Annotated in this window: 9 protein-coding genes; all 9 read right to left on the bottom strand. The window is 48.3% G+C overall.

What is annotated here, in order from left to right:
- Window positions 1-119: 119 nt before the first annotated feature.
- Window positions 120-1,451 carry an argininosuccinate lyase gene (argH, locus tag VIM87_RS06900; protein ID WP_331996269.1) on the bottom strand — a complete coding sequence of 444 codons (1,332 nt, stop codon included), beginning with the start codon at window positions 1,449-1,451 and terminating at the stop codon, window positions 120-122.
- 54 nt (window positions 1,452-1,505) lie between these two features.
- Window positions 1,506-2,087, bottom strand: a complete 582-nt coding sequence (locus tag VIM87_RS06895; RefSeq protein WP_331996268.1) for a GNAT family protein — start codon at window positions 2,085-2,087, stop codon at window positions 1,506-1,508.
- A 1-nt stretch (window position 2,088) separates the two neighbouring features.
- Window positions 2,089-3,153 carry a M20 family metallo-hydrolase gene (locus VIM87_RS06890; protein WP_331996267.1) on the bottom strand — a complete coding sequence of 355 codons (1,065 nt, stop codon included), beginning with the start codon at window positions 3,151-3,153 and terminating at the stop codon, window positions 2,089-2,091.
- 3 nt (window positions 3,154-3,156) lie between these two features.
- Entirely contained in the window at window positions 3,157-3,939 is a 783-nt protein-coding gene (gene argB, locus VIM87_RS06885; protein WP_217601521.1) for an acetylglutamate kinase, read from the bottom strand.
- A gap of 7 nt (window positions 3,940-3,946) precedes the next feature.
- Entirely contained in the window at window positions 3,947-4,906 is a 960-nt protein-coding gene (locus tag VIM87_RS06880; protein ID WP_217601522.1) for an acetylornithine carbamoyltransferase, read from the bottom strand.
- A gap of 43 nt (window positions 4,907-4,949) precedes the next feature.
- Window positions 4,950-6,080 (bottom strand): aspartate aminotransferase family protein, encoded by a 1,131-nt coding sequence (locus tag VIM87_RS06875; protein WP_331996266.1) that lies wholly within the window; start codon window positions 6,078-6,080, stop codon window positions 4,950-4,952.
- 102 nt (window positions 6,081-6,182) lie between these two features.
- A complete protein-coding gene (gene argC / locus VIM87_RS06870) occupies window positions 6,183-7,163 on the bottom strand; it encodes an N-acetyl-gamma-glutamyl-phosphate reductase (RefSeq protein ID WP_331996265.1) in 981 nt (326 codons plus the stop codon).
- Between the two features lie 52 nt (window positions 7,164-7,215).
- Complete coding sequence (locus VIM87_RS06865; protein ID WP_331996264.1) at window positions 7,216-7,596, bottom strand: four helix bundle protein; 381 nt, start codon at window positions 7,594-7,596, stop codon at window positions 7,216-7,218.
- Window positions 7,597-7,634: 38 nt separating this feature from the next.
- Window positions 7,635-8,799: argininosuccinate synthase (locus VIM87_RS06860; protein WP_331996263.1), on the bottom strand; the 1,165-nt coding region annotated here is incomplete at its 5' end.

Raw genomic sequence — 8,799 nt, 5'->3', positions numbered from 1 at the left:
ATTAACGGTAGCGTTTTAATTAATAATGAAGAATGAATAACTAATAATAATGGAGGCCAGTTGTTCGCTTGAAGCACAAGCCCTGCGATTATTAATTATTCATTCTTAATTATTCATTACTATTTTACCAGCTGGCTGATGGCGGCATCTACTTTATTAAACGGAAACTCCTTTAACACTTCGTCCATTAAGGCTTTTACCTGGGCGGTACATAAGTTGCCAATGCTGCCGGCGTGTGTATGGTGTACTTCTTTAGCCGGTACAAAGGTCCCTTTCTCAATATCCATTCCTACCTGCTTGTATGCTTCCCGGAAAGGCACGCCTTCCAGCACCAGCTTATTCACTACTTCTACGCTGAACAGGTAGCGGTACTTTTCATCATCCAGGATGTTTTCCTTTACCTGCATATTGTTCAGCATTAAACCGGCCATTTGCAGGCAATTGCGCAGGGTTTGAAATGCAGGGAACAGGTTCTCTTTCAGCAGCTGCAGATCACGGTGGTAGCCGGATGGCAGGTTGGTGGTCATCATAGCTATTTCATTGGGCAGGGCCTGCAGCTTGTTGCCATAAGAGCGGATCAGTTCCCAAACATCAGGGTTCTTTTTATGTGGCATAATACTGGAACCTGTGGTCAGCTCATCCGGGAAGCTAATGAAGCCAAAGTTCTGGTTCATGAACAAACAGGCGTCCATCGCCATTTTAGCCAGGGTAGCGCCTAAGCCGGCCAGCGCAAAGGCTACGATCTTCTCTGTTTTACCTCGGCCCATCTGGGCGTATACTACATTATAGTTAAGTGCTTCAAATCCCAGCAAGGAAGTGGTTAGCTCACGGTCCAGGGGGAACGAAGAACCATAACCGGCAGCAGAACCCAGCGGGTTCTTATTTACCACTTTATAGGCGCCCTGCAATACGGTAAGGTCATCTACCAGGCTTTCGGCATAAGCGCCTAACCATAAGCCGAAAGAGGATGGCATGGCTATTTGCAGATGGGTGTAGCCTGGCAGTAAATGCGCTTTATATTGCTCGCTTTTTTGCTGCAGCAGGTCAAACAATACTTTTACATCCTGTACCAGGGTTTGCAGCTCGTGACGCAGAAATAGTTTAAGATCCACCAGCACCTGGTCGTTGCGGGAACGGCCGCTATGGATCTTCTTGCCTACTTCGCCCAAACGGCGGGTAAGCAGCAGCTCCACCTGGGAGTGAATGTCTTCCACACCATCTTCCAGCGTAAAATTACCGGCCTGGATCTCTTTGTAGATGTTCTTCAGCTCCTGCTGCAGTACGGCTAATTCTTCTGCCGTTAACAGCCCTATCTTTTGCAGCATGGTAATGTGCGCCAGGGAACCCAGCACGTCAAAAGGCGCCAGGTAAGTATCCATTTCACGGTCCCTGCCCACAGTGAATTGCTCTACTGCAGCGAGGGACGCTTTATCTTTTTGCCATAGTTTCATATGCGATGATTGATGTGGACTTATGTGTGCCACACCTTTGAGGTGTGGCACACGTTAAAAGTTATATTTCGCAAATACCCGCTCTTTGATCTCAGGCCATTCTTCTTTCAAAATGCTAAAGTATACGGTGTTACGCAGGCGGCCGCCATTCACTATCATATGGTGGCGGAAAATACCTTCCTGTTTGGCGCCTATGCTGGCAATAGCATTGCGGGACTGTGTGTTCAGCTCATCTGTTTTCAGCTCTACCCTGTTCAGGTCCATCACTTCAAAAGCATGCTGCAGCATGGCAAACTTCATGGCTTTGTTTAAACCGCTGCCATGCAATGCTGTATCTATCCAGGTAGCGCCTATCTCTGCCCGCTTATGAGCGATCGCTATATTCATAAAACGTGTGCTGCCGGCTGCTCTTCCTTCTTTTTTATCTATGATCACAAAAGGCATTTCTGTTCTTTGCGCCCTTAAGGTTAGTGTACCCTGTATATAGTTCACCAGGTCGGCCTTTTGTTGCAGGTTCACAATACCTACTTTCCATAAAGCAGGCTGTAATGCTACAGGCAGCAATGTTTCCGCATCTTCCAGCTGCAGGGGACGTAATAATACCCGTTTATTTTCCAGTACCGGATAAAAGTCCATCTTATAATATTTCTGACAGCAATTTAATATAAGTGTCTATGCCCTGGCTGATCTCTTCCAGGTAAATAAATTCATCAGCCGTATGAGAGCGGGCGGAATCGCCGGGGCCTATTTTAATAGAGGTAGCAGGGATCAGCGCCTGGTCGGAGGTGGTAGGTGATCCGTACCAGGTTTTGCCCATGCGCATGCCTGCCTGCACAATTGGATGATCCAGCGCAATGCCCGAAGGCCGCATACGCATGGAGCGTGGCGCTACCGTGCAGCTAACATTTTGTGTGATGGTAGCCAGCACCTCTTCCAGTGTATACTTATCCGTTACCCGCACATCTACCACAAAAGAACAATCTGCCGGCACTACGTTATGCGCTTTATTGGAGGTATTGATCACGGTAACCGTCATCTTTACCGGGCCCAGTGTTTCCGATACTTCGGGGAACTGGTATTCGCGGAACCAGCTGATATCCTGTATGGCTTTGTAAATAGCGTTCTCGCCTTCGTTACGGGCGGCATGGCCTGCTTTACCATGGCTGGTACAGTCCAGCACCATCAGGCCTTTTTCTGCAATGGCCAGCTGCGTTTGCGTAGGCTCCCCTACTATGGCTAATGTTATGGGTGGCAGCTGTGATAAAATGCTTTCTATACCATTGGTGCCGCTCACCTCTTCTTCTGCAGTAGGCGCTATTACCAGGTTATAACGCAGGTTGGGCTGCTCATAAAAATGCAGGAAGGCAGCAATAAGGCTTACCAGGCAACCGCCGGCATCATTGCTGCCCAGGCCATACAGCTTACCATCTACCACATCCGGGCTAAAGGGATCGCGGGTATATTGCGGGTTGGGCTTTACGGTATCATGATGGGAGTTAAGCAGCACCGTGGGTTTGGAGGGATCAAAGTACTTATTCTGCGCCCATATGTTATTGAGGTGCTGGTTATACGCCACCCCTTTTTCTGCCAGCATAGCGCCAATAATCTGCGCAGTGCCTTGTTCCTCCCGGCTAAAGGAAGGGGTAGCGATCAGTTGTTTTAAGAGTTTTACGGCATCCTCGTATAACTGTAGGTTCCACATAAGTTAGCATATTAAAGTACCTGCTACCGTACCGGTGGTGTTGCTCCGTACATCTGCCGCATGACCTATCAGCACTTCCTTTACCCCGCTTTCAATGGCGGAGAAAGCATTTTCCAGCTTGGGCAGTATACCGTCTGTGAGCACCTTTTGTTCCAGCAGCTCCGCATAAATGCTGCGGTTGATCAGGTTTATAACCGCGTTATCGTCCTGCGCATCGCGCAATACGCCTTTCTTTTCAAAGCAGTAAATGAGGCGCACCTCATAGTGGGCTGATAAGGCGATGGCCAATGAAGAGGCAATGGTATCTGCATTGGTGTTCAGCATCTGCCCATGCGCATCGTGCGTTAAGGGGGCGAACACTGGCGTTAATCCTGCATCCAGCATAGCTTTCAGCGGCCCAACGTTCAGGTTTGCAGTATTGATATCGCCTACAAAACCATAGTCAATTTCCTTTACCGGGCGCTTTACAGCGGGTATTACGTTTGCATCAGCACCCGTCATGCCAATGGCATTACAGCCCACTGCCTGCAGTTTGGCTACCAGCTGTTTGTTCACTAAACCGCCGTATACCATGGTCACTACGTCAATAGTGGCAGCGTCGGTTATGCGGCGGCCATTCACGTAGTTTGATTCGATCCCCAGCTGGTCGCCGATGCGGGTAGCTATCTTCCCACCACCATGGATCAGGATCTTAGGCCCTTTGATGGCTGCAAAATCTTCCAGGAAGGATTGCAGCAGCGCCGGGTTATCAATCACATTGCCACCTACTTTAATCACGAAAAGCATATGCGGATCAGCGTTGTTGTTGTTTTAATATTTCACTTAATACGGCCTGGGCTGCCCATACACGGTTACCGGCTTCCGGTATTACAATGGACTGCGGCCCATCCAGCACCTCATCTGCAATCACCACATTCCTTCTTACGGGCAGGCAATGCATTACCTTCGCTTCGTTGGTATGCTGCAGCTTTTGATTGCTCATCATCCAGCTGCTGTCTGTGCTGATGATGTTACCGTAATCACTATATGAAGACCAGTTCTTCACATACACAAAGTCTGCACCTTCCAGGGCTTTATCCTGGTTGTATTCGATGGGTGTGTTACCGGTGAACTTTTTATCCAGCTCATAGCCTTTGGGATGCGTGATCACAAAGTCGGCTTCTCCCCAGGCATTTATCCACTGGGCAAAAGAGTTAGGCACGGCCTGCGGCAATGCTTTTACATGCGGCGCCCAGGTCATTACCACCTTGGGTTTGCGTGGCTGCTGCCAGCGTTCCTTGATGGTAATTACATCCGTTAAGCTCTGCAAAGGGTGCAGGGTAGCGCTTTCCAGGCTTACCACCGGTACCCCGGCGTATTTAATGAACTGGTTAATATATTTTTCTGTGTAGTCTTCTTCTTTATTTTTCAGTCCGGGAAAGGTACGGATGGACAGTATATCAAAATACTGGCCCATTACTGCGGCGGCTTCTTTCACGTGCTCCGTGGTGCTGCCACTCATGATAGCGCCGTCGTTCATTTCCAGCGCCCAGCCTTCTTTATCAATATTAAACACTACTACTTCCATACCCAGGTTCCTGGCGGCTACCTGCGTGCTTAAGCGTGTTCGCAGGCTGGGGTTCAGGAATATCATGCCCAGCGTTTTGTTAACGCCTAATGTTTTGTCCCTGAACGGGTCCTGCTTGTAACCCAGTGCTGTCTCCACTAAGCGCGGGACACCTGGTACATCATCTACGGAAATAAATTGCTTCATTGCTGCAATTATGGTTGTGTTTAAAATATGGAAAATGAAGTAATTAATATTTTAACAGCTCATCCCTGAAAGCGGTCAGGAACTGATCTGCATGCGCCTGCGTTAAAGCCAGTGAAGGCAGCAGTCTTATTACATTCGGCTTTGCTTCGCCGGTAAAGATCTTATGTTTAAATAACAAGTCTTTTCTTACCTGGTTCAGCTCTTCCGGTAATTCAATACCGATCATCAGGCCCCGGCCCCTTACCTCTTTTACATGGGGCAGCTGTTTCAGCTGTTCCATGAGGTAGCCGCCTACTTTGGCTGCGTTCCGGATCAGCTGCTCCTGCTCCATTACTTCCAGCACTGCCAGCGCTGCAGCGCAGGCCAGGTGATTACCGCCAAAGGTAGTGCCCAGCATGCCATAAGCCGGCTGAATGTGCGGGGCAATGATGATGCCGCCTACCGGGAAACCGTTGCCCATACCTTTTGCCATGGTGTAGATGTCGGCATTAATGCCGGCATAATCATGGGAAAAGAACTTACCGCTCCGGCCATAACCGCATTGTACGGAATCGGCAATGAATACGGCATTGTTAGCATCGCACAGGCTCCTGATCTTTTGCAGGAAGCTTTCGCTGGCTACGTTAATACCACCTACACCCTGAATGCCTTCAATAATTACGGAAGACACTTCATACTGCTTAAAAGCCGCTTCCAGGGCCTTTTCATCCTGCCAGGGCAGAAACACCACGTTATCGGTTTCATTTACCGGCGCTACAATTTTCGGATTGTCGGTAGCGGCTACTGCCAGTGAGGTACGGCCGTGGAAAGATTTTTTAAAGGCAATGATCTTCTTTTTACCGTTGTAGAAAGAAGCGAGCTTTAATGCATTTTCATTGGCTTCTGCACCGGAGTTACACAGGAAGAGCTGATAGTCTTCCTTACCGGATACTTTGCCCAGCTTTTCTGCCAGCTGCTGCTGTAAGGGGATCCTGATAGAATTGGAATAGAAGCCTACTTTCTGCAGCTGACCGGTGAGGCGTTTTACGTAATGCGGATGGGTATGGCCAATGGAAATTACTGCGTGACCGCCGTATAAGTCCAGGTATTGTGTGCCTTTATCGTCCCATACATTAGAGCCTTCACCTTTTTCAATAGTAATATCGTTGATCGGATAAACGTCAAATAGTTTCATGAAATGTGTTTGTTGGCGTGATGAGCGCATCACGCATTTGAAAGAGAAATTTGTTACAGTAACATGCGGAAGTCCTGGGTTCGGATCCCGGCGGGATCAGGCTTAAAACACGATCGATTTCAGCTTTAACCCGGCGGTTTCTTCCAGCCCGCATATGAGATTCATATTCTGCACCGCTTGTCCGGAGGCGCCTTTCAGCAGATTATCCTCTATGGAGTGGATCACCAGCTTGGCGCCGATCTTTTCCAACTGGATCAGGCATTTATTGGTGTTCACTACCTGCTTCAGGTCTATCTGCTTATCACTGACATGCGTAAACGGATGCGGAGCATAATATGTTTTATACAACTGAAGCGCCGCTTCCAGGCTCAGGTCACTTTCCAGGTAGGAAGTAACCCAGATGCCTCTTGGATAATCGCCCCGTACCGGCACAAAATTGATGTTGCCGGTAAAGGCAGGCTGCAACAGTTGTAAGCTTCGTCGTATCTCTTTCAGGTGCTGATGGGTAAGCACTTTATAAGTGGAGACATTGTTGGCGCGCCACGTAAAATGCGTGGTGCTTTGCAGGCTTTGGCCGGCGCCGGTAGAACCGGTGATGCCGGTGGTATGTACTTCCTGCAGTAAACCCGCCTGTGCTAAAGGCAACAGCCCCAGCTGGATGGCGGTGGCAAAACAGCCGGGATTGGCAATGTTCTGCGCTGCTTTTATCTGATCCCTTTGCATTTCCGGCAGGCCATAAACGAACTCGCGGCCCGGCAGGCTTTCGCCTAAACGGAAATCCTGGCTCAGGTCTATTACCTTAACGGAGGGTGCAATGGTATTGGCTTCTAAGAATTTCTTTGATTCGCCGTGGCCCAGGCAAAGGAACAATACATCTACATCATTGCTGAGGTCTGCGGCAAAGGTAAGTTCCGTTTCTCCCAGCAGATCGCCATGTACGGCATATAAAGGATTACCGGCATTACTACGGCTATGTACAAACGTAATTTCCACGTCAGGATGGTTGAGTAAGATCCTGATCATTTCCCCACCGGTGTAACCGGCGCCGCCTACTATGCCTGTCTTTATTTTAGTACTTGCCATTGTAATCTTTTTTAGCGGAAAGCAGAAAGCATAAAGCAAAAAGCTGCCTACCTTAACTTCTATCTGACTTCACATTATCACTACGCAACGCTTTAATAAAAGCAATCAGCATAGCCTTAACCTCATTCACCTGTTTATTGATCTCGTTATAAATATCGCCTTCTATATATCCTAAATCAAAGCTTAACAGTGCACAATATTCTGTTTCATGTGCTGAGCCCAATGCCTGGTCTAAAAAACGTGCAAAGTCTCTTTCTGTTAATCTTCCACATCCTTCTACAATATTTAATGGTATACTATAAGCGGCACGTTTGATCTGGCTGGATAGCGCGTATGTTTCTTCTTTAGGAAAACATACTACTACTTTTGTATATATCATTTGCGTTAACAAATGAGCTTTCCTCCAGATTTCAAGCTTCTTATAGTCTCTCATATTTGGGGTGTTGGTTTGCTTGCTTTATGCTTTTGGCTTTAAGCTTTCTGCTCCGTATTCACCTGGTGCCAGATCATGGTCTGGTTACCGAATATTTTGCTGAAGCCGCGTACGTCTTCGCCGGTCCAGCCGCTGTTCATTTCGCCGTACTTGCCAAACTTGCTGCTCATCAGATCGTACGGTGATTCAATACCGGTTACCTGGAAACGGTAAGGCAGCAAGGTTACAAAAACCTGGCCGGTTACCTGCTGCTGGGAGCTTTCCAGGTAAGCTTCTATATCGCGCATTACAGGATCCAGGATCTGGCCTTCATGTAACCAGTTGCCGTAAAACTGCGCCAGCTGGTCTTTCCAGCTCAGCTGCCATTTAGTGAGCACGTGCTTTTCCAGCGCATGGTGCGCTTTCAGGATCACCATCGGGGCAGCGGCTTCAAAGCCCACGCGGCCTTTAATACCAATAATGGTATCGCCCACATGTATATCGCGGCCAATAGCAAAAGGACCTGCGATGGATTGTAAATATTGTATGGCTTCTGTGGGATGACCGAACGTTTTATCGTTCACACCCACCAGCTCTCCTTTTTCAAATTTGAGGGATACCTGCTCCGGGTCCTGCTTGGTTAGCTGGGTGGGGAAGGCCTCTTCCGGCAGCATGCCATTGGAAGTGAGCGTTTCCTTACCGCCTACAGAAGTACCCCAGATACCTTTATTAATAGAGTACATGGCTTTTTCAAAGTTCATCTGTACTCCTTTGGATTTCAGGTAGTCTATTTCCTGCTCCCGGCTCAGCTTCAGATCGCGTATCGGTGTAATGATCTCTACACCCGGGATCATGATATGGAAGATCATATCAAACCGCACCTGGTCGTTACCGGCGCCGGTGCTGCCGTGCGCTACAGCGGTAGCGCCGGTTTCTTTCACGTATTCTGCAATGGCCAGGGCCTGGCTCATGCGCTCTGCGCTTACGCTTAATGGGTAGGTATTGTTCTTCAGCACATTGCCGAATACCAGGTATTTGATCACCTTATCATAATAAGAACGTACGGCATTCACGGTCTTATGACTCTTAACGCCCAGGTTATAGGCTCTTTTTTCTATTTCCTGCAGCTCTTCTTCGGTAAAACCACCTGTATTTACGATCACAGAATACACTTCATAGCCCTTCTCTTCTGTCAGGTATTTTACACAGTAGGAAGTATCGAGG

The organism is Chitinophaga sp., assembly GCF_036569125.1.
Classification (GTDB): Bacteria; Bacteroidota; Bacteroidia; order Chitinophagales; family Chitinophagaceae; genus Chitinophaga.
This window is presented reverse-complemented; position numbering and strand designations above follow the sequence as displayed.

Excerpts from the sequence above, each read along its gene's own strand:
- argH (WP_331996269.1), bottom strand. The coding sequence starts at position 1,451 with ATGAAACTATGGCAAAAAGATAAAGCGTCCCTCGCTGCAGTAGAGCAA.
- VIM87_RS06865 (WP_331996264.1), bottom strand. The coding sequence starts at position 7,596 with ATGAGAGACTATAAGAAGCTTGAAATCTGGAGGAAAGCTCATTTGTTA.
- VIM87_RS06890 (WP_331996267.1), bottom strand. The coding sequence starts at position 3,153 with ATGTGGAACCTACAGTTATACGAGGATGCCGTAAAACTCTTAAAACAA.
- VIM87_RS06895 (WP_331996268.1), bottom strand. The coding sequence starts at position 2,087 with ATGGACTTTTATCCGGTACTGGAAAATAAACGGGTATTATTACGTCCC.
- VIM87_RS06875 (WP_331996266.1), bottom strand. The coding sequence starts at position 6,080 with ATGAAACTATTTGACGTTTATCCGATCAACGATATTACTATTGAAAAA.
- VIM87_RS06880 (WP_217601522.1), bottom strand. The coding sequence starts at position 4,906 with ATGAAGCAATTTATTTCCGTAGATGATGTACCAGGTGTCCCGCGCTTA.
- argC (WP_331996265.1), bottom strand. The coding sequence starts at position 7,163 with ATGGCAAGTACTAAAATAAAGACAGGCATAGTAGGCGGCGCCGGTTAC.
- argB (WP_217601521.1), bottom strand. The coding sequence starts at position 3,939 with ATGCTTTTCGTGATTAAAGTAGGTGGCAATGTGATTGATAACCCGGCG.